2 protein-coding genes and 1 pseudogene are annotated in these 1,874 nt (G+C 32.8%); 2 read left to right on the top strand and 1 reads right to left on the bottom strand.

Translation table 11 applies throughout. The annotated features are described in order from the left end of the window. Positions 1–379: pseudogene (locus CAAU_RS08440) on the top strand (RNA-guided endonuclease TnpB family protein); the annotation flags it as partial. A 207-nt stretch (positions 380–586) separates the two neighbouring features. After that, positions 587–1,069 carry a hypothetical protein gene (locus CAAU_RS08435; protein WP_008909021.1) on the top strand — a complete coding sequence of 161 codons (483 nt, stop codon included), beginning with the start codon at positions 587–589 and terminating at the stop codon, positions 1,067–1,069. 442 nt (positions 1,070–1,511) lie between these two features. On the opposite strand, the gene CAAU_RS14310 is transcribed toward CAAU_RS08435, so the two are convergent. Continuing rightward, positions 1,512–1,874: UPF0236 family transposase-like protein (locus CAAU_RS14310; RefSeq protein WP_192811209.1), on the bottom strand; the 363-nt coding region annotated here is incomplete at its 5' end.

Here is a 1,874-nt window from a genome sequence, read left to right as displayed (position 1 = left end):
ATACGAAAAATAATCAAATCAAAGAAAAGAATTTTCTTCACAAATTATCTTCTAAAATTAATACACGAAAACCAAGTGATAGTTTTAGAAGATTTACAGGTAAAAAATAATGCAACAAAATCATAAATTAGCCAAAGCAATAACAGAAGTATCATGGGCAGAATTTAGAAGGATGTTAGAATATAAAGCAAGATGGTATGGCAGAGAAATAATAATAGCACCACAAAATTATGCATCAAGTCAAACATGTAGTGAATGTGGATATAAAAATCCTGATGTAAAGAATTTAGCATTGAGAGAATGGAAATGTCCAAAGTGTGGTGCAGTTCATGATAGAGATATAAATGCAAGCAAGAATTTGCTAAAATTAGCCATGTGATTGGTATATATGGGGAAGGAACAGCCCTTTGAGCGTGGGATAACTTAGTCCGCTTTGAGTATTGACCACGAAGCCACCACTTCTATAAGTGGGGGTAGTTCACATTTTACGAGTTTATATGAAAGGATATTTTCATTTCAGTCTTTATTTATCTTTAGAATGAATATTTTAATCCAAAATTTAAACAAATTAATGGGGGTATAGTTTATGAGAAGAAGTCCATTTCTTACCTTTCTTGCGGCTTTAATACCTGGTGTAGGATATATGTATTTAGGCCTTATAAGAAGAGGGATTCAATTTTTGCTGCTTTATCTTTTAATTGAACCTGTGTTTAGAATTGTTGGCTTATCTTTTTTAGCTTCCATTATTAAAATACCTTTATGGTTTTATACCTTTTTCGATACCTTTAATGTAGCCAATAAATTGGATAGAGGTGAAATAGTTTATGATAGCGATATATTTGGAAATGGAAGTTTTCAAATAGATGGCAGATGGGCTAACTTTTTAAACGATAAGTGGATATTAATAGCCGGATGGGCTTTAGTTATATTAGGAGTATTAGGGGTTATAAATAAAGCCTTTTATGGGAATGAAATATATAATTTAATAAGATCCTATATAAGCACTTACTTTATACCTGTTATATTTATTGCAATTGGTGCGTATCTTCTTTATCGAAATAAAAGGTAAAAAGGATTTTCATCCTTTCAGACTGTTGAAAAAGTTGTTTTTTGATAAGCCCCGTGAAGGATTTCCCTGGCATTCGCTCATTTCACTAAGCAATTCTAAGCTTTTCTTTGTTTTCAAAAGTCCTACCCTCGTGAGCCGACATCCGTGTCGGCCACTCGGCTCTGCACGTCCGTGTGCAGAATTACGGACTTTTGAAAAGTCGAAAAGCAAGAATTGCTAGAGCTCATGAGAGATGCCTTTTTGAAATCCATTCACGGGGCTCTTGCAAAATTTCAACACCAAAGATGGTTTGTCTACAATCTGAAAGGATTTTCATTCTTTTTACCTTATTTATATGTTTTTGTCTTTAACATGCTTGATAGTGTCAAGATATTGTAGGTTAATTTTTATAGACAACCCCTTAAATTAGCTAGTTTCAAGGCGTTTGTTAAATTTAAAAAACTTAAATTATATTTTCATATTTTATTGATTTTAATATCCTGTAAATTGGCGTTACTTTCCCTATGTTCAATATCGTTATATTATTCATAACTTCACGTGAAGATTTATTTATCTTTCTTATCGCTTCTTTTATTTTCTTCTTACTTACCTTGAAGGCTTTTTCATCTTCCTTAAACACACTTATTTCCCTTAAATTTCCTCCATTCTTGCTAAATACCCTTAGCTTTGCCATTATCTTTAATCCTTCCTTGCTCCATCCTAATGGCCTGCTGCTTAATCTCGCCGATAATACATGGCTTACATGCCCTTCTGCGCTGCATCCTATTACATCATCGTCATCTTTATATATTTCTATCCCTTCCCA

This window comes from Caloramator australicus RC3 (genome assembly GCF_000297115.1).
Classification (GTDB): domain Bacteria; phylum Bacillota; class Clostridia; order Clostridiales; family Caloramatoraceae; genus Caloramator; species Caloramator australicus.
Note: the sequence above shows the minus strand (reverse complement) of the source record. Positions and strands in the feature narration are given on the sequence as shown.

What these genes read in the sequence shown, in the direction of transcription:
- CAAU_RS08435 (WP_008909021.1), top strand. Translation starts at nt 587, where the DNA reads ATGAGAAGAAGTCCATTTCTTACCTTTCTTGCGGCTTTAATACCTGGT.